Genomic DNA, 23481 nt, shown 5'->3' with positions numbered 1-23481 from the left:
GGCTGACGTTGAAGGGGACGGCGGCAGCCGATCCCCGGCCAATGTTGAAGGGGACGGCGCAAGCCGATCCCCGGCCAATGTTGAAGAGGACGGCGGCAGCCGATCCCCGGCCCATGCTCCCCGCTGGAGAGCGCGGCGAACCCTCTACGACTCACCGCGAGGGCGTGCGAGGATACATCCGTCAAGCGGCAGAACAAGGATGGAACGAGCGCCCGAGATCGGCAGAGGCTGATCACCAGAACGCATAGCCGGCGTGCAAGCTGCCCCCCAGCTGAAGCAGCACGGCCGAGTAGAGCGTGGCGTCGTCCTGATCGCTGTTCTTGTAGCTGATGCCGCGCGACGACTGGAAGTAGCTGTCGAGCGAGAACCCGAGGAGCACGCCCCCGAGGTCCAGCTCGACGCCCACCTCGGAGAACACGAACGCGTTCACCCCGGCGGCCTTCTGGCACAGGCCATTGCAGATATCTCCCGCCGGCGTCTTGATGCTGTCGAACTTCACGGAATCGTAGGTGAGACCGCCCCCGATCGAGCCCACGAACCGCCAGGTCTGCCCAGGGGTCATCAGGCGGACGTTCAGCCCGAGGCGCGTCGAGCCGAGCGTGTAACTGGCGTTCGGGTAGGCGGGGTCGTCCGAACCGGTCGCGATGTTCGCGTACTGGAGCATCACGTCGAACGCCGCGGGGGTGTTCACGCGGTATCCCACCCGGATCGAGCCAGCTCCGCCGCTGTTCGCCTCCGGCGCCGGGAAGGCTCGCGGGTGGCTGAGCGGCCAGAGCAACGACGCGGCGCCGATCACATAGTAGCCCTGCGGCGGGAGCGAGAGGGGCACCGGCTTCGGCGGAGGGGGCAGGGGCGGCGTGAACGGCTGCGGCGCCGGGGTGGCGGGGGCTCTGTCCGGGACCAGCGCGAGCTTCACCTTCTTGTCGCGCTCGCCGCTCGCCACGGTGACGCTCTCCTCGGCGCTCGCGTGCCCCTCGGCTCGCGCGCCGATGCGGTGCACCCCCGGCCCGAGCTCCACGACCCGCGTCCCCGAGGACGAGGGAGGCTGCTCCTCGCCGTCGATGATCAGCGTGGCGGTCTGTGGGCTGAGCTCGATCGTGAGATGGGCGAGGAGCGCGCGCATCTCCTCGATGGCGCTGCGCGCCGTCTTCTCGTCGCCCTCATCCATCGTGTCGCGGTGCTCCGCGAGCGCGCGCTCGAGCGCCGCGATGGCCCTCGGGTAGTTGAAGAGGGCCTTCTCCGCGAGCGCGATGTTGAACAGCGGGCTGGCCTTCGGCTTTTCCTTGTAGGCCGCCTCGAACTCGACGACCGCGGCCCGGTAGTTCCTGTCCTGGAACAGCTTGATGCCGTTCTCCATGTGCTGCCGGTACGGTTCGACCTGCGCGAGCGCCGGCGAGAGCTGCATGGTCAGGCCGAGCGTCGCTGCGCAGAGCGCCAGCGTGAGTCGTCCGTGTGATCTGCCCAATCCCGCCTCAGTCGACCTTGAGCTGCAAACCAGCCGCGACCCCCGCCGGCTTCGGCGTCGCGACCGCCGGGGTGGCCTGCGCCGGACCGGCGGACTTCGCCCCGGCGCCCGCGCCCCTGGGGCGCGCCGCGAAGGGGAGCGTCGTCGCCTTCTTCGTGATCGGCTCGGCCTTGGGCGCTGGGGCGGGCGCGACGGGCGCCGCGGTCGTGGCCTCGGCCGGCGGCGGCGCCGGGGTCACGGCCGCCGGCAGCGGGTGGAGCAGGACATCGATCGGGGCGTTGCCGTCCTGGAGCGTCACCTCTTTGTCCACGGCCGTGTAGCCGGAGGCCTCGATGCGCACACGCTTCGTCTCGCCCGTGCGGCCGCGCAGCGTGCGGTCGGCCAGCGCCACGCCGTCGACGGTGAAGAGGGCGCCTTCGGCGTTCGTCCGGAGCTCGACGGAGACCTGGGTGGGCAGCGCGGGCGCGATGGCTGCCGTGCCCGCCTCCGGCGAGCGGCGCGCGTGAAGGACCGCGCCGGCGAGCCCGCCGATCAGCGCGACCAGCGCCACCGCGGCGAACGCGAGCCGCCGCGGGCCGCGCGCGCCCGTGTGCCCGCTGCTCGACCAGCCCACCTTCGAGCCGCTCCCGTGCACCTCGAGCGTCGGATCCAGCCCGATGCTGGGATCCCCCGGCGTCTGCTGCCTCGCCGGCGTCTGCCCGAGGGCGCCGGGAGCGCTCGTCGTGTGCGCCCCGAGCTCGTCGCTCGAGCTGCGCCGTGACGCGAGGAGCCCGCCGGCGCCGGCGGCCAAGGCATCGAGGAAATCTCGCGCGGAGGAGAACCTCGCGTCCCTGTCCCGCGTGAGCGCCTTGGCGATCACGCGCGCGATCGGCTCGGGGACGGCCGGGTTGCTCATCCGCACATCCAGCGCGTCCTTCATGCAGATGTTGACGATCACCTGCTCGTACGAGCCGCCGCTGTGCGGCGGGTGCCCCGTGAGACACTCGTAGAGGATCGCGCCGACGGCCCAGAGATCGGTCCTGCCGTCCACGTCGGGCAGCGCCTGCGCCTGCTCCGGCGACATGTAGAACGGCGTTCCGAGCACCGTGCCCTGCCGGGTCAACGTGTGGGCCGGAGCGCCGTCGGCGCGGCGCACCTTCGAGATGCCGAAGTCCAGGATCTTGGCGAAGTTCGGGTCGTCGTCGCGGTCGACAAGGAAGACGTTGTCCGGCTTGAGGTCGCGGTGGACGATGCCCGCCTCGTGGGCGCGGTGGAGGCCGCGGAGGAGCTGCGCGGTCACGTGGAGCGCCTCGCCGAGGTCGAGCCTGCCGCAGCGCCGGATGCGGTGGCCCAGGTCCTCGCCGCGGAGCAGCTCCATGACCAGGAAGGGGATGTCGTCGGCGAAGCCGGCGTCGAAGATCTCGACGATGTGCGCGCTCTCGACGGCGCTCGCCGCCTGCGCCTCGCGGTGGAACCGGGCGACCGCGTCCTTGTTCTGCGCGAGATCGGCGTCGACGAACTTCATCGCGACGCGCTTCCCGATGGCGGTGTTCACCGCCTCGTAGACCACGCCCATCCCGCCACGCCCGATCGTCCGTACGATTTCGTACTTCTGAACCCGCTTTCCGACGAGCGCCCCCTCGACCGGCTGGGTCGCTGCGGCGGTGGTGTCGGTGCTGCTAGGCATGGCGGTTCGACGTGGGGGAAGCGGACGAAGCCCGTGAAGCCCTTTGGACGAACCGCATCAAAGAAAGCTGCGCCCCGTCCCCGCGCGGCAGCTTATCACCTCCTCACGCCGGGGTGCACCTTCGCCGGCGGGGCCCCAGGGGTGCGTCCGACGAGGATTCTCCGCCGTACCTCAGGCACCTTCATCCGTCTCAGCGCGGCATGGGAGGTGCGTCCGCGCTCGGCGCCTCACCGAGGCGCGGATCGAGCCCCCCCTCCTTGTCGAGGGCCGAGAGGTCGCTGAATCCGCCGATGCTGGCTCCATTGATGAAGATCTGAGGGACCGTCCGCTGCCCGGAGGCCTTGACCAACCAAGCGCGGAGGTCATCGCGGTTCTCCACGTTGATCTCCGTGAAGCGCGCCTGCTTCTGCGTCAGCAGGCGCTTCGCCATGGCGCAGTAAGGGCAGTAGTCGGTGACGTAGATGGTGACTTCGGCTGCTTGCATGGGCATCTCGTCCTCTTTCCTTTCCCGGGCAGGCCAAAGATGCAAGCGCACAGGGCTCCACCTTGCGGTAGGCTGCGCGCATGGCCGAGAAAGAGGGCACGATTCACCTCGATCGCTATACCGGCGACGCGAAGCAGGTCGTCGCCGGCGCACAGCAGATCGCGGACGAGCGCCAGCACGCGGAGGTCACGCCGCTGCACCTGCTCATGAGGTTGCTGGAGCGCGACCGGGGCGTGTCCGAGGTCTTTCGGCGGGCCGGCGCCGACCCGAACGAGGTGCTCCAGCTCGCCGAGAACGCCCTGAAGAAGCTGTCCAGGGCGGGCAGCAGCGGCGTTGCGTACGTGAGCCCTCGCCTGCTCGATCTGCTCGGGCGCGCCGAGCGGGAGGCGACCCGGGACAAGTCGCAGAACGTGGGCATCGAGCACCTGTTGCACGCGCTCGCCCAGGAGATCCGCGGGCCTGCCGGGGAGATCCTCTCTTCGTTCGGCATCGGTCCTGGCGCGTTCCGGCCGCATCTCGGGGCGCTGGAAGCGGCCTCGCGGGAGCCCTCGCCCGCGCCGGCCAACGCGGCCGAGCCGGGTCAACCCGCGCCCTACACGCGGGACCTCGTCGCCGACGCGCGTGAAGGGCGGTTCGATCCGGTCATCGGCCGTGACGTCGAGGCGCGCCGCTTGCTGCAGATCCTCGAGCGGCGGTTCAAGAATCACCCCCTCATCGTCGGCGAGCCCGGCGTGGGCAAGACCGCGCTCATCCGGGGCCTGGCCGATCGCATCGCGCACGGCGACGTGCCCACGAACCTCGCCGGCGCCCACCTCTACGAGCTCGACACCGGCGCGCTCGTCGCCGGGGCGAAGCTCCGCGGGGAGATCGAGCAGCGCCTCAAGGTCCTCGTCGATCGGCTGCGGGGCGAGCAGGACGCGGAGAGCATCCTCGTCGTCGAGGATCTCGACGCGCTCTTCGGCCAGGGGGTGCAGGGCGCCGGCGTGGGCGAGCTCCTGAAGCCGCTCCTGTCGCGCGGGGAGATCCGGATCATCGCCACGACGACGCCCGAGGGCGTGCGCAAGATCAACGAGCGCGATCCCGGGATCATCCGGCGGTTCTCGACGATCACGCTGGAGGCGCCGAGCATCGATCAAGCGACGGAGATCCTGCGCGGGATCGCCACGAAGTACGAGGCCCACCACCGCGTCCGGGTGGGGGAGAGCGCCATCACCTCGGCGGTCGCGCTGGCCAAGCGGTACATCTCGGACCGCGCGCTCCCCGACACGGCGGTGGACCTGCTCGACGAGACGTCTGCCCGCAAGCGGGTGGAGGTCGACGGCGTGCCGGCCGAGCTCGACACGCTGACCCGGCGTGTCGACGCGCTCCGCGCCCAGATCGCCGCGCTCGCGGACGACGACGACAAGCTCAGCGTCCAGACCCGCACGCGGCTGGAAGCGGAGCTCGCGGAGATCGAGCCGAAGGCGTCGTCGATGCGCAGCCGCAACGCGTCGCGCCGCGGCGTCATCGCGGCGTGCCAGTCCATCCGTCGGGAGCTCGTCGCCGCGACGGAGGCCTTGAAGGCTGCCCAGCGCGACAAGGCGTTCGCCAAGATCGGCGAGCTCGAGCACGTCACGCTCCCGGAGATCAAGCGGCGGCTCCAGGCCGCGGAGGAGGCCGCGCAGCGGGAGGGGGTCGCGCCGACCTCGAACGTCGTCGCGGAGTCGGACGTGGCGGCGACGCTCAACGACTGGACCGGCATCCCGGTGGCCAAGATGCTCGAGGGCGAGGCCGAGAAGCTCCTCAAGATGGAGGCGCGGCTCGCGCAGCGGGTGGTCGGTCAGGACGAGGCGGTGCGCGCGATCGCGAAGGCGGTGCGCCGCGGGCGCGTCGGTCTGCGCGATCCGGGGAAGCCGATCGGCTCGTTCCTGTTCCTCGGGCCGAGCGGCGTCGGCAAGACGGAGCTCGCGAAGGCGCTCGCCGAGTTCCTGTTCGACGACGAGCAGGCGCTGACGCGCATGGACATGAGCGAGTTCATGGAGCGCCACATGGCCCAGCGCCTGATCGGCGCGCCCCCGGGCTACGCGGACAGCGAGCAGGGCGGCTTCCTCACCGAGGCGGCCCGGCGCCGGCCGTACAGCGTGCTCCTGTTCGACGAGGTCGAGAAGGCCCACGCGGACGTGTTCAACCTGCTGCTCCAGATCCTCGACGACGGCCGGCTCACCGACGGCCGCGGGCGGCTCGCCGACTTCTCGAACACGGTCGTCATCATGACCTCGAACATCGGGTCGAAGCGCGTGCTCGAGACCGACGCCAAGCTCTGGACCACGGAGGACGGGCGCGAGGCGATCCGCGACGTCCTGCTCGAGGAGCTGCGCGGGTTCTTCCGCCCCGAGTTCCTGAACCGGGTCGACGACATCGTCGTCTTCAAGGCGCTCAGCAAGGAGGACCTCCGGGGCATCGTCGACATCCAGCTCCGTCGGCTGGAGCAGCTGCTCACGGACAAGGACATCCGCCTCGCCCTCACGGACGCCGCGAAGGCACGGCTCGTCGAGCTCGGTTACGAGCCGAGCCTCGGCGCTCGCCCGCTGAAGCGGGCGATCCTGCGCGAGCTCCAGAACCCGCTCGCCGAGACCATCCTGGCCGGCGGGTATCAGCCCGGTCAGACGATGCAGGTCGACGTGGTCGACGAGAAGTTCGTCTTCACCAAGGCGTGAGGGCGAAAAAGGCGGTGGGCGGGCGCTGGGCGAGCGGCGAGCGCGACCCGCGCCGCGACCGGGCGCGCGGCCCGGGCTGCGCTCTGCCCGGGGCTTTCCAGGGCCCTGCCCACGCCCGGAGGCGCGGACGTCGCTCCCGGGCGTCGCTCCGGCGAAGAACCTGGGCGACGCCGCTGCGAACCACTTGCCAAGCCGGAGAAGGTCCGTATACTGCCGCTCCCTCGCCCACCGGGCCCTCCGATCGAGGGTTATCTGCGTGGCGTATGGCGAGGGATCGCGGTCCCCAGGTTGAGGAAGACGCACCATGTACGCGGTCATCAAGACGGGCGGCAAGCAGTATCGGGTCGCCGAAGGTCAGAAGCTCCGGGTTGAGAAGCTTGTCGGCAATGCGGGTGACAAGGTCACCTTCAGCGAGGTGCTCCTCGTCGGCGGTGACTCTCCCAAGATTGGCAAGCCCCTCGTGAGCGGCGCCTCTGTCGCTGCCGAGATCACCGGGCAGGACCGCGGCAAGAAGATCGTGGTCTTCAAGTTCAGGCGCCGGAAGAACTACCGCCGCAAGAACGGCCACCGCCAGCCGTACACCGAGCTCAAGATCACCGGCATCACCGCCTAGCAGGAGAAGTAGAGATGGCTCACAAAAAAGGTGGCGGCTCCTCCAGGAACGGCCGTGACTCGAACGCGCAGCGCCGTGGGGTGAAGGTGTACGCCGGGGCGCCCGTGCGCGCTGGCAACATCCTGGTCCGGCAGGTCGGCTCCTCGATCCACGCCGGCCACAACGTCGGCACCGGCCGCGACTTCACGCTCTTCGCCCTCGTCGACGGCGTCGTCACGTACGAGTGGAAGTCCAACACCAAGAAGCAGGTGTCGGTCTACCCGGCTTCCTGAGCTCTCCTCACCGGGAGGGCGTCCTGATCCGTCCCATCCAGTCCCGCCTGCTGCGCTCCACGCGCTCCCGAGCTACTCAAGCGCGGTGACGACCTACAAGCTCCTCGCCCTCGACGTCGACGGGACCCTCGTCCGTCGTGATGGGTCCATCCACGACGAGGACCTCCGCGCCATCCAGCGGCTCCAGGATGCCGGCGTCCCGGTCTCGATCGCGACAGGGCGTCTGTACTCGGGGACGCGCGAGGTCGCGCGGAGGATCGGCGTGGTCGGCCCCATCGCGTGCGTCGATGGCAGCCACATCGTGCACACCGAGGGCGACGCGCACCTGTACTCGCGCACGATCTCCGGCGCCGAGGCGTCCCTCCTGCGCTCGATCACCGAGCGGCACGCGACGGCGTCGTTCCTGTTCGCGCAGGACAGCATCGTCCACGACGCGACCGGCGCGCCGCACGTCCACTATGTCCGGGGCTGGTCGCCCGCCATCGCCGAGGTCGATCGCGTCTCGTCGCACCCGTACTGGGAGCACGAGCATGGCCTGCTCGCGCTCGTGGCGCTCGGGACCGAGCTCCAGGTCGCGGCGGCCGTCGAGGAGGTCCGGTCCGAGCTCGGTGAAGCGGCCTTCGTCGTCTCGTTCCCCCTCATGCGCGACGACCAGACGAGCCTCTTCGCGATGATGGTCCGGGCCGCTGGGCCGACGAAGGGGACCGCGATCGCGTGGCTCGCGGAGCACCACGGCTGCGAGCTGTCGGACGTGGTCGTCGTCGGCGACTGGCTCAACGACGTGCCGATGTTCGAGGTCGCGGGGCGGTCGTTCGCCATGGCGCAGGCGCCCGAGCCTGTGAAGCAGGCGGCGACGGACCGCCTGAAGGCCGACGGCCTGGTGGGCGGCGGCATCGCCGAAGCGATCCGCCGCGCCTTCGGTCGCTGAACGCGCTGAACGCCGGCCAACGGCGAGCGCCGGAGGAAGCGGAGGAGCGCCGCTCAGCGCTCCCCCGACTTCGTGCGTGTCAGGCCTTGCGCTGCGCCGGCTGGGCCGCCGCGGCGAGCTGCTGCTGCTGCTGCTGCAGGTACTGGGCAACGGCGCGCGACCGCTCGATGGCGAACTGCTTGACCTCCTTGCTTGGAGAGCCCGCGAGGGCATTCAGCAGCTTGGTCACCTTCTCGAGCTGGCGCGACTGGAACAGCGCCTCGAAGTAGTTGTTCGCCAGGCGCACGTCGCGGCTCATCTTCGCCTCGTGCGGCTGGAGCAGGCGGACCACCGCCTCGAGGTCGTTCTTCTGCCCGTAGAGCGCCGACAGGCAGAGCAGCGCCAGCGGGTTGTCCGGGTTCTGCGCGACCGCCTTCTTGGCGTACTCGACCGCCTTGTCGCGCGTCTCCTCGTTGGCCGCGTAGAAGCCCTGGATCGCGATGTACGGCGCGGCCGTCTTCTTGTCGGCCGAGAACTTCTCGATCGCCGCGACCGCGCTCGCCTCGTCGCCGCGCTGCTTCTCGTACTGGAAGAGGTAGGCCCACGCGTCGATACAGTCCACGTCGATCGCGATCGCCTTCTCGATGAACTCGCGCTCCTTCGCGTCGTCCTTGCGCGCCTGATAGAGCTTCGCGAGGTGCAGCGAGGGGTAGGGGTTGTCCTTGAGCAGGTTCTGCGCGCCCTTGAGCGTCCCCTCGGCCTTGTCGTGCTTGTCCTGCGAGAGCTGCGCGACGCCGAGCGCGAGCCAGTCGTCGCCCGTGCCGCCCTTCGCGACCACCTTCGAGAGCACCTGCTCGGCGCGCGCCAGCCGGTTGTGCTTGAGGAGCTCCTGCGCGAAGATGCGCCCGCGGTTCAGGTCATCAGGCTGCTCGGTCCAGTGCTTCTCGAGCCCCGAGAGCAGGTCCTCCAGGCCGATCGCGATCGGGCGCCCCTGATCGTCCTGCACCTGCACCGCCGGCCCGTTGAAGCCGAGGAGCTGCCACATCTGCTCGAGGGTCACCGCCGCGGGACCCTGCTCGAGCAGGCCCTTCAGCTCGTCGGTCGGCTTGTTCATCGGGATGACGATGAGCGCGTTCCCCGGCACGCCGTTCGGAAACGCGCTCACGGGCGCGACGATCGCCGCCCCTCCGGTGATGTTGAGCCCACCCGCCTGCTGCTGTCCGTTCGTCGTCATCGTCGATGCTCCGAGATCTCTCCCCCACGCGCGCCGAGGCGCAGGCATCGCCCAGCCTCGCCCCGGTACCCTGCGCGCCGAAATGATGGGGGCCGTAGTTCGTGTAGAAGGGGCGCGAACGCTAGCAGGGAGGACCCAGCCGGGCAACGGGGGAGCTCGGAGCGCGCGCGGCCTCATCGCGGCCATCGCGTTCGGGCCAGAAGCGCTTCCGCCGCTTCCACCGCTTTCACGGCTTCCACCCGTGATTCCACGCGTCGCAACCGTGAACCTCGGCGCGGTTCCCGCGCTTGAACCCGGCTGCGCCGCTGCGGTTCGCGTCGCCGTCGCCGCCTCGCGGTCGCTCGTGTGATCCGTGTCGTGCTCGCTGTCGCTATCGCCGTCTCGGACGCCCATCTCGCTCGCCCTCTCCCTCGCCGCGCGCCGTCCTAGTCGAGTCGTGGAACGGCGGCGAGGGGGCCCTCGAGCGTGCGCGCCGATCCGGAGCGCGCCGGCGCGCCGCCGCGCAGCCGCTCCGCGAGGTGCGTGCGGCGCTCCTCACGGCGGGTCTCCGCCAGCGCCAGCGACACGGCCCGCGGGTCCGCCACGAGCACCACGAGCCGCTTGCCGCGGGTCACCGCCGTGTAGATGAGATTGCGCGACAGCATCACGAAATGCTGGGTGAGGATCGGCACGATCACCGCCGGATACTCGCTCCCCTGGCTCTTGTGGATGCTCGTCGCGTAGGCGAGCGTCAGCTCGTCGAGCTCCGCTTCCTCGTAGCTGACCTCGCGATCATCGAAGCGCACCTGGAGCTTCCGCTCCTCGGTGTTCACGTCCGTGATGAAGCCGACGTCGCCGTTGTACACCTCACGGTCGTAGTCGTTGCGGAGCTGCATCACCTTGTCGCCGAGCCGTAACGTCCGCGCGCCGCGCGTGACGCTCGGGCCCTCGGGGTTCAGCGCCGCCTGCAGCCGCGCGTTCAGCGCGATCGCACCCGCCTCGCCCTTGTGCATCGGCGTCAGGACCTGCACGTCGCGCCGCGGATCCAGCCCGAACCCCTTGCCGACGCGCTCCGTCACGAGGTGGAGGATCAGATCCGCCGCCGCCTCGGCCTCGATCCGCTCGATCACGTAGAACTCGCCGCCGGGCCCGCGCGCGCCCTCGGGCGGCTCGCCGTCGTGGATCCGGTGCGCGTTCCGGACGATGAGGCTGCCCTCGGCCTGCCGGAAGATCTGCGTGAGCCGCACCGTGGGCACCTCGCCGGAGGCGATCACGTCCCGCAGCACCGCGCCCGGCCCCACCGAGGGGAGCTGATCGACGTCGCCCACCAGCACGAGCCGCGCCGCGTCGGATGTCGCCTGCAGGAGCGCGTCGGCGAGCGCGAGGTCGAGCATCGACGCCTCGTCGACCACGATCGCCCCCGCCTCGATCGGCCGGCCCCGCTGGCGGCCGAACTTGCGCTGCTTGGGATCGAACTCCAGCAGGCGGTGGAGCGTGACGGCCTCGCGCCCCGTCGCCTCGCTCATCCGCTTCGCGGCGCGGCCCGTGGGCGCGGCGAGCCGCACCGGGAGCCGGGCGCGGTCGAAGAGCGCCAGGATGGCCCGGACGATGGTCGTCTTGCCCACGCCTGGGCCGCCGGTGATGACCAGCACCTTGTTCCGCGCCGCCTGCGCCACGGCGTCCCGCTGGGCAGGCGCCAGCGAGACCTGCGTCTTCGCCTCGAACGCGGCGATCGCCGCGTCGACGCCCTCCACGAGGCGCGCCTCGGGCGCCGCGTCGCCCTCGTCGTCGCCCAGCAAGGAGCGCATCCGGCGCGCGAGCCGCACCTCGGCCTCGTGGAGGTCCTTCGGATAGACGGCCACCTCGCCGGTCTCGAGCGTCTCGACCCGCACATGGCCGCTCGCCACGAGCGCGTCGATCGCGCCGTCGACCTCGGCGGCGTCGCGCTCGAGCATCGCGGCGGCGAGCTCCGCGAGCTCCGGCCGCACCGCCAGCGTGTGGCCGCGCGTCGACAGATCCACCAGCGTCTGCAGCACGCCCGCCTGCGCCCGCTCCGGCGAGTCGGCCCGGACGCCGATCGAGCGCGCGATCCGGTCGGCGGTCTTGAAGCCGATGCCCCACACGTCGATCGCGAGCCGGTACGGGGAGCGGGAGACAATGTCGATCGCGTGGGGGCCGAACCGCTTGTAGATGCGGCTCGCCAGCGCCGGCGAGGCGCCGTGCGCCTGGAGGAAGATCATGATGGCCCCGATCGCCCGCTGCGCCGCCCACGCCTTCGCGACGGCCTGCGCCCGCCGCTGGCCGAGCCCGGGGACCTCGGCGAGCCGCTCCGGCGACCGGTCGAGGATCTCCAGCGTCTCCGTGCCGAACGCTTCCACGATCCGCTTCGCGTACGCCGGGCCGATGCCCTGCACCATGCCGGACCCGAGGTAGCGCTCGAGCCCATCGAGCGTGGCGGGGGCGATCGGCAGCAGGGTCTCGACCTTGAGCTGCTCGCCGTGCTTCGGATCGCGCTCGTAGCGCCCCGTCGCGCGCACGCGCGTGCCCGGCCCGACCTGCGGGAACACGCCGACCCAGACCTCCGGCGGGGCGCCGGGGGTGACCTCCACCCGCAGCACCCGGAAGCCGCTCGACTCGCTCTCGTACGTGACGCGGACGACCTCCCCCTCGACCGTCGCCGCCCCGTTGCCCGCCACTTCCCGGGCCGAGAAGAGCTTCTGCTGGCCACCGCCGCCCGGTTGCCGCTCCCCGGTCCCGCCCGTGCGTTCGCCGCGGTCGTCGTGGCGCGGCGCGTTGTCCGGCCCCGGCGTCGGCGCCGGCGCGGCGGCTCCCCGGGCCGCCCGATCGGGGCGGCCGCTCCGCTGGGACGGTTGCACGAGGGCAGCATGTAGCCGCCGGCGCGGCGGCGGCAACGTCCTCGTGCGCGGACGCGAGCGACGCTGCAAAAGATCGCGCAGCGCCGCATGACGCCCCGCAACGCAGGCCCACGCTGAACGCGCGTCGCGTGGAGCGCGCCGCACGCGACGCGCGGGGCCGCGGTTGGCGTCGCTCCCTCGTGTCAGTATAGTGGCCCGCGATGGGGCGCAGCAGCTTGGTTTCCGTCCTCTGCGCCCTCCTCCTCGCGGGCTGCGCCGGGAGGGCGCCGGAGGCGGCGCGGTCCAAGGACGGCCTGCTGCGCGTGGCCTCCGCGGTGTCCTCGGAGCAGCGCGGCGCCTCGCCTCCGCCCGCGCCCGGGACGGCGGAGGAGGCCGCGCTCGCGGACGCCCACGACGTCGACGACGACGACGGTGAGGTCGACGACGGCCTGGAGCTGCCGGCGGATCCGGGCACCGGCGCGCGGGCGCACTCGCCGCTCTCGGCGATGACCGAGGCCCAGATCGAGGAGCTGCTCTCGAAGGACCCCGCGGCGCTCGGGCCGATGTCGCTGGGCGCCACCAACGCGGGCGCGCTGTTCAACGGCGTCCGGATGCCCGAGGGCGATCGGTGGGAGCTCGTCGATCCGGCCCACGCCTGGGGGACGCGCGAGACGATCGACGCGCTCGACAGGGCGATCGCCGAGGTGCACCGGCAGTTCCCGGGGAGCCCGAAGCTCTACATCGGGCACATCAGCGCCCGGGAGGGCGGCCACCTCTCCCCGCACAAGAGCCACCAGGCCGGGCGCGACGTCGACATCAGCTATTTCCTCGACGCGCGGCACCGCTGGTACCAGCGGGCCACGGCGGCGAACCTCGATCGGGAGCGCACCTGGGCCTTCGTCCGGGCGCTCGTCACCGAGACCGACGTGGAGCTCATCCTCATCGACAGCAGCGTGCAGCGGCTGCTCAAGGAGCACGCGCTGAAGATCGGGGAGGACAAGGACTGGCTCGACGAGGTCTTCCAGCTCGGGTCGAGGAAGCCGCGCCCGCTCGTCCGCCACGCCCGGGGGCACGCGAACCACATCCACGTCCGGTTCTACAGCCCGATCGCGCAGGAGTCGGCCGCGCTCGCGTATCCGCTGCTCGTGAAGCGCGGGGCGATCAAGCCCACGTCGCAGTACGTGCGCCACACCGCGAAGAAGGGGCAGACCCTGGGCTCGCTGGCCCGGCAGTACGGCACCACCGTGGAGGCGATCAAGCGGGCCAACGGCCTTCGATCCGCGGCGATCCAGGCGAAGCGCGTCTACAACATCCCGCGGCCGTCGAGCGGCCCCGCCGCTCCGCCGAAGCAGGTCGTCGTGCCGCCGCGGAGGCTGCCCCCGCCCAAGGCGGCCGACGCGCCTCCGCCGCCGGCGCGCCACGGCGAGCCCGGGCCCGCGCTGGACGGCTGAGCGGCGGGCGGCGCTCGCCGCGCTCTGCGGCCCGCTCGCGGCGCGGCGAGCCGGAGGGGTGCCGTGGACGCGGCCTCAGTGCTTCACGTCGACGACGAGCCGCGCCGGCTTGGTCAGCTCGAGGACGCGGTACCGGTTCGGCGACGAGACCCCGAGCACCCAGGTCACCTCGGCCTCGAAGTCGCACGTCCGCTCGATCTCGCGCGCCACGCCGAGCGCGAGCTTCCGCTCGCGGAACGGGACCGTGGCGTTCCCCGCGTCGTTGTGCGCCGCCGCGGGGGTCATCCGCACCGCGAGCCATGCGTCGCCCGCGATCTCCGTCGCCTCGCCCGAGCCGCACTGGCGCACCGGCTTGTCGATGTAATCGATGTGGTAGCCCGGCACCGCGTCCCCCTCGAACTCGAACACGATGCGGTCGTAGTGCTCGTGCCGGGCTGCTCGCACGTCGCGCAGGACCGCGACCTTCGCGCCGGCGCGCGGCTTGTCGGTGGCGCCCGCGGTGCCCTCGAACGCGTCGGTGCTCGTGGGATCGGCCTCCTTCGGGGGCCGCGGCGTGGGCGGCTCGTCGTCCGCTGCCGGCTCGGCGGAGGCGCGCGTGTCGATCGGCGTGACGTTCGGCATGGGCTGGGCAGGCTCGCTGCCGGCGCCGTTGCGGCAGCCCGCGGCGAGCGACACGGCGGCGGCTGCGAGCAGCAGGGCGGCGGTCCTCATGAGATCCCATCCATGGTGCCGCGGCCTCCGCGCGTCCACCGAGACGCCGACGCGCACCGCGGCGCGGCGGCGCTCGCGCGGGCGGGGCGGCCGCCGCGCCTCGAGGATCACCGCGCCGAGGCCCGCGCTCGGCTCAGGATGGCCGCGAGCCGGGGCACGATCTCGTCCACCGCGCGCTCGCCCTTCACCGACCCCTCGATGCGGAGGGGCGTTCCCCGGCCGTCCTCGCCGGGCACGACGAAGAGCGGGATCATCTCCGACGCGTAGCCGGCCTCGGCGAGCCGATCCCGATCGCGGTCGAGGTCGAACTCCAGCAGGCGCAGCGCAGGCAGGACCGCGTCGAGCTGGCCGGCCTTCACCGCGTCGTGAAACCTCGTGCACGGCTCGCACCAGGGCGCGCCCACGTAGACGACGAGCTCGCGGCCCTCCCGCCGCGCGCGCTCCCGCGCCTGCTGCACGAGCGCGGCGATCTCGCCGCCCTCCGGCGCCGGCTCGAGCTCGGCCCGCAGCGCCGCCGGCCGCGTGGCCTCGCCTCGAGCGGCCGGCTGGGAGGTCTCTTCCCGCGAGCAGCCGAGCGGCGCCGCGAGACAGAGGACCAGCCCAGCGCAAACCGACCCCTTCCAGCCATGAGCGTTCACGTCGTCGTTTGCCTCTCGGCCAGGGTCTTTGCTCAGGGGCGGCCGCGCTGCCAGCGCATCAGGGCAGCACGAGCTTGATCGAGAACACGTAGTCGACGTTGACGGGCCTGCCCTGGTAGGTGACCGGCTGGTAGCGGCTCGCCGCCAGGGCGGCGAGGACCGCCTCGTTCATGTGGGGTACGCCCCTGACGATCCGGCAGCCGGTGAGGCTGCCGGCCGTGGTCACCACGCACTTCGCGAGGACCGTCCCCTCGACGCGCGCCTGCCGCGCCTCCCGCGTGTAGACCACGGCGGGCGCCGCGAGCGGCACGGGGCGGGTCATCCCTTCCTGGAAACGCAGGATCTCGGGGGCGGCCAGCGCAGGCGTGGCGGCCAGCGCAGGCGCTGGAGGCGGCGGAGCGGCCGCGCTCGGCTCGGCGCCGGGCTCGGCCGTACCGGTCGCGGCGCCGGCGGGCTCGGCTGCCGCGGCGGCAGCGTCAGGCTCGGCTGCGCTGGCCGTGGCAGCGCCGGGCTCGGCCACCGCGGCGGGGGTAGCGCCGGCCTCGACGGGCGCCGGATCCGTCGGCGGCGCTGGCTCCGGCAGCGCGCCCGCCGCCAGCCGCGACCCTGGCGGCGGGGCCGCGGCGAACGCCTCGAGCTCCGCTGAGGCGGTCTCGTCCTCCGGGCGCACGACCAGCACGGCCGGCCTGTAGCCGGGCTTGGTCAGCTGGAGCCGGTACTCGGCCCTGCTCCCGGCGCCCTGCAGCACGAGCCGGCACGGCGTCGCCAGGCAGACCTCCGTCCCGCGGTCGGAGACACGGGCGCCGGGCGGGGCGCTCTCGATCCTCACGATCCTGAACTCGGCCACCGCGCCCGGCTCCCTGCCCGCCGATGCCTCGACGGGCACGGCGATCGGCACAGGGGAGGCCTGGACGGCGGCAGGGGCGCGCGCGGCGTCCGGCCCGCGCCAGCCGAGCGCCAGCACCAGGCCCCCGCCGACGATCGCCGCCACGAGCGCGACCAGATACAGGGACACGGTCGCGTGGCGGGGCGGCGCGACGGAGCCGCTGAAGGTCGCGGGAGCCTGCGGCGGAGAGAGCGAGTCGGGCGGCGCAGCGCGAAGCGACACGAGCGGCTCGCTGGGAGAGAGCGAGAAGGCCGAGATGCGGAGCTCCGAGATCGACGACGCGGAGGGCAGCGCGCCCCGGGGTTGCGCCAGAGACAGGCGGTCCGGGGCCGAGGCTCGCGAGGCGTCGCTCGGCTCGCCCGCCGCGCTCTTCAGCGCGGTGAGACACTCCCTCATCGACTGGAAGCGCCTGTCAGGGCTCTTCTCGAGACACCGCATCACGATGGCCGTCATCGCCGGCGACACGAGCGCGCCCTGCGCGTGATCGGAGAGCGGCGGCGGCGGCTCGCCGACGTGCGCCATGAGCGTCGCCGAGGGCACCTTCCTGTCGAAAGGCACCCTGCCGCAGAGCATCTCGTAGAGCAGGACGCCGAGCGCATAGATGTCCGCGCGCGGCGAGAGCTCGTGGCCCATCGCCTGCTCCGGAGCGGTGTACTTGGGAGAGCCGATGAACAGGCCCCTCTGGGTCAGCTCGTCCAGCTGCCGCCCCGAGACGTCCTTGACCAGGCCGAAGTCGAGCACCTTGACGAAGTCCTTCTCGTCCTCCTGGTCGACGAGGAGCACATTGCCCGGCTTGAGATCCCGGTGCACGAGGCCGAGGCCGTGCGCCTCGGCGAGCGCGCGGCAGATCTGCCGCGCGATCCGGCCCGCGCGCGCCTCCGGGAGCGCGCCCTCGTCGTGGAGCACGCGGTGGAGCGTGCGCCCGGCGATATACTCCATGGCGATAAAGTAGATCCCGCGCGGATCGTCCCGGCCGTAATCGAAGACCGTGACGGAGTTCGGGTGGGTGAGCCTCGCCGCGGTCGCGGCCTCGCGCGAAAAGCGCCGAAAGAACTCCGGATCTTGCTCGAGGCGCTCATCGGGGAGGAGCAGCTTGAGGGCGCAGATCCGACCCAGCGCGAACTGCTCTGCCCTGTAGACCCTGCCCATCCCCCCTCGCGCGATGAGCGAGATGATCCGATATCGATCGGCGATCGTCGCGCCGATGAGGGGGTCTTGACCGTTGCTCCTGGCCGCACCCATGGTCTTTACTATATGCGCGATGATGGGCGCACCGCTACCCCAACTCGTGTGTCCTGGCCGACTGCGCGGTTCTGGAACAACGATGCGGCTTGGATCGTACGGCGGTGGAGCGCGAGCGATGCGGCGAGTTGCCGACGGGTTTTCCTGACGGCCTCGCCCCGCGGGTACGCCCCGGTTAACTAGCGAGCGCCGAACCATTGCGAGCCGGTTTCGCGCGGCACGCGTCCGCGCGCCGTCCAGCGCCGGGCGCCCCTCCTCCGGCGCGCCCGTCACAGCGCGGCGACATCGATGTCGACCTCGCGCGGCTCCTCGGTGACGCCGCTGCGCGTGACCTCGGCGCCCAGGACCGCGCCCACCGTGAGGGTCAGGGTCACCTCTCCGCTCGTGAGGGGCGTGGCGACGTACTTCCAGCGCAGCCGCACGCTGCCGCCTCTCTCCCCCTCTGCCGAGAGCGCCTCCACGGCGCGCCGCTCGATCTCCGGCGCCGTGAGCGCGGTGCGGAGCCGATGGCCCGTCGAGGCGATGGCGGGCCAGCGGATGAGGGCGCGGTTGAAGGTCCCATCGAGCGTGTGGGTCACGACCGCGCGGTGCCCCTGGACCCGGACGCCGTTCACGGCCCGGAACACGAACGTCTTGTAACGATGGACCTCCGGGGCGGAAGCCGCCGTTCCGTCCTGATCCTCGCGCAGCGTCCTCCGCTGCACCACGGCCCCGATCTCGTCGTTCGGTATGCCCCAGCTGTTCAGGCGCGCCAGCGCGTTCCGCCGGAGGAGCGCCTCGTCCGGCGAGGTCCGCGGGCCGCTCGGCGTCTTCCGCAGGACGAGCACCTGGCCGTTCGACGGGTCCTTCTCATAGGTCCAGTCCGCCGACTCGAGCTCCGTCCAGCGCCCCAGCTCGCCGATCGGCGTGAACGGCTGATCGGCCCCGATGAGCGAGCGCTGGATGAGCGCGTCATCGAACGAACGCAGCGTCAGCCGGGCCGTCGGGAGCCTCGCGGCGGGCGCCGTGGCGAGCTCCCGCGAGTCGAACGTGAACCCCTCGAGCGCCTGCGCGGCCGCGGCGATCTCGCCGTCGTCGCCGCCCCCTTCGGTCGTTACCTCCGGCGCCCCGCAGGCGATGAGGGTCATCGAGAGCGCGGCCCAGAAACCAATCGTTCGCGTCGTCATCGTCATGTCTCCTGTCGTTCGAATCCCTCGGGCAACACGCAGCGTTCGTCGTTCATCCGCCGGGGAGCACGCGCCCGTTCGAGGGGTCGCAGCCGGCGATGTAATAGATGGTCGAGCCGGTCTTCAGGCCGGTGTTCTTCCGGTCGCGCCACCCGCCGTACTCGTACATGAGCTCCCGCGACGCGAACGACGCGCCGAACACGATGGAGACGGGGCAGTCATCGTCGTTGCTGAACTGACTGTCGTCGTAGGCCTCGTCGATCCAGTTCTCTCCCACCCCGTTCGAGATCGAGCTGATCGAGTAGTCGCCCACGTAGTCCTTCACGTGATTGCCGCACGACGAGTCGCCGTGGAACGCGTTCCACATCGTCATGGTGCTGTCCGAGGTCGTGATCTGCTGCCGGTATCCGCCGTTCTTCCACACGTCGTAGTCGCCCGACTGGCACGCTTTGACGACCGCGATCTCCAGATCCCCGCCCGAGCTCGGGTTGCCGAAGAGCATGTTCTCGTTCGTCAGGACGCCGCAGTCGTAGCTGCCGTTGCCCATGACCAGGCCGCTGTAGGCGGGCGTCGACGAGCTCCCGGCGTCGTGCCAGCCGTGCGTGTGGATGAAGACGACATCGGCCTCGTCCGCGCCCGAGCCGGACGCCATGTCGTTCGCCGAGCAGGCGCAGGACGCCGCCTGGCTCGAGTCGGTCCAGTAGCTCCCCCGGGCGCTCGTGTTGTTGCGCGTCGAGACCTCATCCCAGAGCGAGACCATGCTGAGGAGGTTGAACGTGCTCGCGAAGGCGGCGGCGGTGCTCGTGTGCACCGAGTGCGACAGGCTGGTGTCGTCCTCACACTCCCCCGCGTGTCCGAAGTTCGCGATCCCGTAGACGTGCGCCTCGTGCTGCGCGCGCGCCGGCGACGGCATCGCAAGGAGGCACCCGAGCACCGGAACCCCTGCGAGGACATGGAACGATCGCCTGTTGCTCATACGCTCGACTCCTTCGTTGTCTCGATCGGTGGATGTCAGCCGCGGCCCGCCGCCCCGCAGCACGGGCACGTCGCCGCCGGACCACGGGCGTGGACCGGCGCCGGGCAGCGTCGACGGGCGCGGGCGTCAGCGCGCCGCGCTCCGTTCAGCGCGGTCGCGCGTCATTGACGTCGACAGCGGCGTCGACCTCGATGACGTCGCCAACGAATCAACGTTATTCGCAGCTTCCGTGCCATCACCTGGCGTCCGCCAGCGGGGGCGTCGCGTCACCCCGGGAACTCGGTGATCTCCCCGGGATGCGCCGGGATCGTGCCCGCGCGGGCGCCGTCGGCTGCCGTCGGGCGCCGTAGGGTTCCGCCAGAGGTGGCGGCGCGATCCCGCGGGGTGATGGCCCGGGCCACCACCACCTCGAGGCGCCGGGCAGCGGTCCAGAAACTTCAACCCCCCGGCGCGGGGATGCGCCGCCGAAAATCGCGGCGCGGCTCCGGAACCTGCGGCGGGCGGCGCTGTCGATCCCTGGCGTGGACGCGGTGAGCCGCGGCGCACGCAGAGAGCGGTGAAGCTCGCCGCGCGTGCGCCGGGGCGCGCCGAGAGAGGCGGGCCCTCGAGGGCTCGCTCCATTCAGACCGCTCGCCGCGCGGACATGCGCCCGAGCGCGAGCAGGGAAAGGGCTGTTCTCCGATGGACACGTTCAAGATGGCTCCGGGCATCGCACCCTCGAATCCGTTCCTCAGCAACCTGCCCTTCAGCCCGTATCCGGCCATCGCGGCCGACGTGCCCGCGGACGCGCCGGAGGGCTCTTATACGTACGCGCTCGTCAAGAGCGCGCCGGACGTCCCCGCCGACGAGTGCGAGACCGACGCGCTGTCGCTCGAGGTGATCATCCGGTGGGGGAACACCCCGCTTCACGTCGCGCACCTGACGCCGCCGCGCGCCTTTCATGTCGGCGAAACGGAGGGCGCCGGGGGCGTGTGCGACTTCTTCATACCCGCGGAGCGGCTGGGCGCGGCGCGGGCGCCGCTCGTGCTCGTCGGCGAGGGCGGTGAGGTGAGCGCCGTCATCCCGCCGGGCGCGTCGGGATCCATCGAGTTCGGCAGCTGCGGGATGACGATCGCGCAGGCGATCGCCGCCGGCCGCGCGGTGCCGTGCGCGGAGCTCGACGGGGCGCGGCGGATCGCGCTGCCGCCCGGCGCTCGCGCGAGGCTCGAGCTCGGCGATTTCGGGTTCGAGGTGGCGGTGGGCAAGGCGGGCCGCCGCGTCGCGGGCAAGGCCGGCATGGACCGCCGCGGCCTGCCGTTCACCGCGCTCTCGACGCTGCTCCACGTCGGTCTGCTCGGGGCCATGGCCGCGTTCATGCCCCCGCTCGCCATGGCCGACGACGGCGGCGTGAGCGCGGAGCAGGCCTACCTCATGGCGCAGGCGATCGAGGCGATCGCCGAGAAGGAGCTGCCCGAGGCGAAGGACGTCACCGACGCGAGCGGTCAGACCGAGCGCGAGGGCGGCTCCGGCGCGGCCGCGATGGGCGAGTCGGGCAAGACCGGGAGCGAGACGAGCCGGAAGACGGGCGGGCGCTTCGAGATCCAGGGGCCGAAGGACAACCGCGACGTGCGGATCTCGCGGGCCCAGGCGCTCGACGACGCGGCGCGCTTCGGCATGATCGGCGTGCTCCAGGCGGGGTCCGGCGGCGATCCCAACGCGCTCTCGGCGCCCTGGGGCGGCCCCGACACGCTCGGCAACGGCGAAAGGAGCGTGATCGGCAACATGTGGGGCGAGACGATCGACGAGTCGGGCGGCGTGGGCGGGCTCGGATTGACGGGCGTCGGCGAGGGCGGCGGCGGGCATCTCATGGGCATCGGGATCGGGGCCATCGGCACCATCAACCACGGGAACGGCGTGGGTGATGGGCAGGGCTTCGGGCCTGGCGGCGGGGCGTCGCGCTTCGCCAACGGCCCTGGCCACAGGGTGAGGGCGCCGCGCATGGGGGTCGGCTCGACCACGGTGTCGGGCCGGATCCCGCCGGAGGTCATCCAGCGCATCGTGCGCCAGAACTTCGGCCGCTTCCGGCTCTGCTACGAGAACGGGCTGCGCAACAGCCCGAACCTCACCGGGCGCGTGTCGGTCGGCTTCGTGATCGGCCGCGACGGGGCGGTGTCGAGCGTCCACAACGGCGGCTCCGATCTGCCGGACGCCGGCGTGGTCTCCTGCGTGGTGCGCTCGTTCTACGGGCTGTCGTTCCCGCCGCCGGACGCCGGCATCGTGACCGTGACGTATCCCCTCCTCTTTAGCCCCTCTGGCGGCTGATCCGGCTCTTCAGCCAGGTCCCTATCTGTGCAGCGCCAAGGCGGGCGACGACGTGAACCGCCATGACGCCAAGGGCGCCAAGAAACCGGGGGAGTAGGAGAGACAAATGCCCGGACGGCCCTTCTCCTCTCCTCTTGGCGGCCTTGGCGTCATGGCGGTTTTTCTGCTGAACCGGGGCAACTCCCCGCAGCAGGCAGTGCTACTGCCCGCCGCGCGCGGCGATCTGGCCGACGGCCCGCTCCGCCTCGGCGATCTCCTGCGCTCGCTGCTGGATCATCACCCCCTGGGGCGGGCCCTGGAAGCGGCGGCGCTCCAGCGCGAACCAGACGATGGCCGTCACGGCGAACACGATGAGCATGATGCCCAGGGCCTTGTCGTTCGGCGGCTGGACGCTCACCACGATCAGCATCAGGCACGCGAGGACGCTGACGATCGCGAGCGGCCGGTACAGCGGGCCGAGGTCCCACGGGCCCATCTTCACCCAGGTGCGGCCGTAGGCGCGCACGCCCATCATCGTGGGCATCACGTACGAGATGTAGAGGAAGATCACGCAGACGGCCGTGATCGTCGAGTAGACGGGCGTGTACACCGTGAAGCCGATCGTCAGCGCGCTGACGACCCAGATCGCCGTCGCCGGCGTCCGGAACTTCGGGCTCACCTTGCGCAGCTGCTCCGAGAGCGGCAGCCCCCCGTCGCGGGCGAACGCGAAGGTCATGCGGGAGGCGGACGTCACCGTCGCCAGCCCGCAGAGGTACTGGGCCACCGAGATGCCGGCGTAGAGCGCGATCCGGAGGTTCTCCGGGATGACGCGCTCCATCACCCAGAAGAAGACGCCCCCGCCCTTCGACGCCGCCTCGTCCATGTCCGGAATCGCGAGCACGATCGCGCTCAGCATCAGCGCCCCGAAGACGCCGGAGACGAGCACCGCCCGGACGATGCCCCGCGGGACCGTCTGCGCCGCGCCGATCGTCTCCTCGGACGTGTGCGCCGACGCGTCGTACCCGGTGATCGTGTACGCGGGCAGGAGGAAGCTCAGGAGGAACAGCGTTGTCATGCTGCCCGTCTCCGGCCACACGTCGCCCCCCTTCGGCCCGCTGTAGTTCGTGAACGTGACGAGCCGGCCGACGTCGATCGCGGGCGCGTAGAAGAGCATCGCGGCGGTGAGGATCACCGAGACGACGAGGATGAGATACCCGCTGAAGTCGGTGAGCAGCGTGGTGACGCGGATCCCGAGGTGGTTGAAGAGCGCCTGCGTCCCCGTGATGAGCGTGACCCCGACGGCCTGCGTCACCAGCGCGCGATCCGGGGGCATCGCGGCGAGATCCACGCCGAACAGCGGGCCGAGCGAGCTCATGATGAACAGGTAGGCGCCGACGTTGATGGCCGCGAGGACGGTGATCAGCCCGATCAGGTTGAACCACGCGGTGGCCCAGCCGAAGCCCCGGCCGCCGAGGATCGAGGCCCAGTGGTACAGGCCGCCCGCGGTCGGGAACGCCGACGCGACCTGGCCCATCGTGAGCGCGATGCAGAGCGTGAGCGCGCTGCACACCGGCCACCCGATGCCGATGCCGGCGCCGCCGACGCTGCAAAAGCCCATCTGGAACGACGTGATGCCGCCCGCGATGATGCAGATGATCGAGAACGAGATCGCGAAGTTGGAGAAGCCCCCCATCCTGCGCAGCAGCTCCTGCGCGTAGCCCATGCTGTGGAGCGTCTTCACGTCGTCGGCGATCACGCCCTCCACGCTGCCCGGCGCGGCGCCTGCGCGCGGCCCGACGTCCCCCTTCGTCTCATGGCTCATGAGCGGTCCCCTTTCGTCACGGTCTCCCGCCCGGGGCCGACGGAGCCCTTCGGGCCTCGTCAGGATCGGCGCGTCTCGCCGATGAGCGCTCCCCCTCGGGGCCCTCGCCCGGACCCATGCAGCCTACATGGGGGCACG

At 71.7% G+C, this 23481-nt stretch carries 17 protein-coding genes; 6 read left to right on the top strand and 11 right to left on the bottom strand.

Annotated features, from left to right (window positions below; all coding sequences use genetic code 11):
- Positions 1-232: 232 nt before the first annotated feature.
- The 3 genes from WMF29_RS42110 to grxC form a co-directional block, all read right to left on the bottom strand.
- Positions 233-1465: a hypothetical protein gene (locus WMF29_RS42110; protein ID WP_272102138.1), complete on the bottom strand. Its 1233-nt coding sequence runs from the start codon at positions 1463-1465 to the stop codon at positions 233-235.
- 7 nt (positions 1466-1472) lie between these two features.
- Positions 1473-3131, bottom strand: coding sequence for a serine/threonine-protein kinase (locus tag WMF29_RS42105; RefSeq protein WP_437325712.1), 1659 nt, complete (start codon positions 3129-3131; stop codon positions 1473-1475).
- Between the two features lie 190 nt (positions 3132-3321).
- Positions 3322-3615, bottom strand: coding sequence for a glutaredoxin 3 (gene grxC / locus WMF29_RS42100; protein ID WP_044966993.1), 294 nt, complete (start codon positions 3613-3615; stop codon positions 3322-3324).
- 80 nt (positions 3616-3695) lie between these two features.
- Between grxC and WMF29_RS42095 the strand changes: the two genes are divergently transcribed.
- The 4 genes from WMF29_RS42095 (at position 3696) to WMF29_RS42080 (ending at position 8124) form a co-directional block, all read left to right on the top strand.
- Positions 3696-6311 carry an ATP-dependent Clp protease ATP-binding subunit gene (locus WMF29_RS42095; RefSeq protein WP_437325711.1) on the top strand — a complete coding sequence of 872 codons (2616 nt, stop codon included), beginning with the start codon at positions 3696-3698 and terminating at the stop codon, positions 6309-6311.
- Between the two features lie 304 nt (positions 6312-6615).
- The gene (gene rplU / locus WMF29_RS42090) at positions 6616-6924 is read left to right on the top strand and encodes a 50S ribosomal protein L21 (protein ID WP_012240531.1); all 309 of its coding nucleotides are present in this window, start codon (positions 6616-6618) and stop codon (positions 6922-6924) included.
- A gap of 14 nt (positions 6925-6938) precedes the next feature.
- Positions 6939-7196, top strand: a complete 258-nt coding sequence (rpmA, locus tag WMF29_RS42085; protein WP_012240530.1) for a 50S ribosomal protein L27 — start codon at positions 6939-6941, stop codon at positions 7194-7196.
- Between the two features lie 85 nt (positions 7197-7281).
- Positions 7282-8124, top strand: coding sequence for an HAD family hydrolase (locus WMF29_RS42080; protein ID WP_437325710.1), 843 nt, complete (start codon positions 7282-7284; stop codon positions 8122-8124).
- A gap of 79 nt (positions 8125-8203) precedes the next feature.
- Here the strand turns inward: WMF29_RS42080 and WMF29_RS42075 are convergent, their stop codons facing one another.
- Positions 8204-9337 (bottom strand): tetratricopeptide repeat protein, encoded by a 1134-nt coding sequence (locus tag WMF29_RS42075; protein WP_437325709.1) that lies wholly within the window; start codon positions 9335-9337, stop codon positions 8204-8206.
- Positions 9338-9762: 425 nt separating this feature from the next.
- Positions 9763-12192 carry an SF1B family DNA helicase RecD2 gene (gene recD2 / locus WMF29_RS42070; RefSeq protein ID WP_437325708.1) on the bottom strand — a complete coding sequence of 810 codons (2430 nt, stop codon included), beginning with the start codon at positions 12190-12192 and terminating at the stop codon, positions 9763-9765.
- Between the two features lie 200 nt (positions 12193-12392).
- On the opposite strand from recD2, the gene WMF29_RS42065 reads away from it, so the two are divergent.
- Positions 12393-13622 (top strand): LysM peptidoglycan-binding domain-containing protein, encoded by a 1230-nt coding sequence (locus WMF29_RS42065; protein WP_437325707.1) that lies wholly within the window; start codon positions 12393-12395, stop codon positions 13620-13622.
- 75 nt (positions 13623-13697) lie between these two features.
- Here WMF29_RS42065 and WMF29_RS42060 read toward each other — a convergent pair whose 3' ends face one another.
- From WMF29_RS42060 to WMF29_RS42040, 5 genes are all read right to left on the bottom strand, one after another.
- Positions 13698-14333 (bottom strand): AMIN-like domain-containing (lipo)protein, encoded by a 636-nt coding sequence (locus tag WMF29_RS42060; RefSeq protein WP_437325706.1) that lies wholly within the window; start codon positions 14331-14333, stop codon positions 13698-13700.
- Positions 14334-14440: 107 nt separating this feature from the next.
- The gene (locus WMF29_RS42055; RefSeq protein WP_437325705.1) at positions 14441-14971 is read right to left on the bottom strand and encodes a thioredoxin; all 531 of its coding nucleotides are present in this window, start codon (positions 14969-14971) and stop codon (positions 14441-14443) included.
- A gap of 58 nt (positions 14972-15029) precedes the next feature.
- A complete protein-coding gene (locus tag WMF29_RS42050; RefSeq protein ID WP_437325704.1) occupies positions 15030-17099 on the bottom strand; it encodes a TonB family protein in 2070 nt (689 codons plus the stop codon).
- Between the two features lie 269 nt (positions 17100-17368).
- On the bottom strand, positions 17369-18265 hold the full coding sequence (locus WMF29_RS42045; RefSeq protein WP_437325703.1) for a hypothetical protein: 897 nt from the start codon (positions 18263-18265) through the stop codon (positions 17369-17371).
- Between the two features lie 52 nt (positions 18266-18317).
- Positions 18318-19241, bottom strand: coding sequence for a hypothetical protein (locus WMF29_RS42040; protein WP_437325702.1), 924 nt, complete (start codon positions 19239-19241; stop codon positions 18318-18320).
- A 681-nt stretch (positions 19242-19922) separates the two neighbouring features.
- Between WMF29_RS42040 and WMF29_RS42035 the strand changes: the two genes are divergently transcribed.
- A complete protein-coding gene (locus tag WMF29_RS42035; RefSeq protein ID WP_437325701.1) occupies positions 19923-21542 on the top strand; it encodes an AgmX/PglI C-terminal domain-containing protein in 1620 nt (539 codons plus the stop codon).
- 199 nt (positions 21543-21741) lie between these two features.
- Here the strand turns inward: WMF29_RS42035 and WMF29_RS42030 are convergent, their stop codons facing one another.
- A complete protein-coding gene (locus WMF29_RS42030; protein ID WP_437331222.1) occupies positions 21742-23244 on the bottom strand; it encodes an amino acid permease in 1503 nt (500 codons plus the stop codon).
- Positions 23245-23481: the final 237 nt, after the last annotated feature.

It is taken from the genome of Sorangium sp. So ce381 (genome assembly GCF_051473845.1).
GTDB lineage: Bacteria > Myxococcota_A > Polyangia > Polyangiales > Polyangiaceae > Sorangium > Sorangium atrum.
The sequence above is the reverse complement of the archived record's forward strand: the minus strand, read 5'-3'. Positions and strand labels throughout refer to the sequence as shown.